Raw genomic sequence first — 297 nt, 5'->3', positions numbered from 1 at the left:
GGGCGCGGCCCGGATCGCGGCGCGGCGCCCCGCGCGCCTGGACCCCATCGAGGCGCTGCGCGAGTCGTCGACCGGGCCGGGACCCATCGGCCTGCCGCGCATCATCGCCGGGATCGTGTTCGCCGCCGCCGGGGTCTCGGTCTCGACCGTGCCGCTGGTGGTGCGCGGGGATGCGGCCGTCGGCGCCTCGGCGGGTGCCGCCCTGATGCTGATCGTCGCGCTGGGGCTGCTCGGCCCGTGGCTGGTCGCGGTCTGCGTGCGGCTGGTCGGCCCGCTGCTGCGTCGGCTCTCGGCGGC

Annotated in this window: 1 protein-coding gene; it reads left to right on the top strand. The window is 79.1% G+C overall.

The window, feature by feature from the left end:
• Nucleotides 1-297, top strand: a 297-nt coding sequence (locus DW299_RS18820; RefSeq protein ID WP_446724780.1) for a hypothetical protein, incomplete at both ends; no start/stop codon positions are given.

Source organism: Microbacterium sp. K35 (assembly GCF_004794375.1).
In the GTDB taxonomy this organism is placed as follows: domain Bacteria; phylum Actinomycetota; class Actinomycetes; order Actinomycetales; family Microbacteriaceae; genus Microbacterium; species Microbacterium sufflavum.
This window is presented reverse-complemented; position numbering and strand designations above follow the sequence as displayed.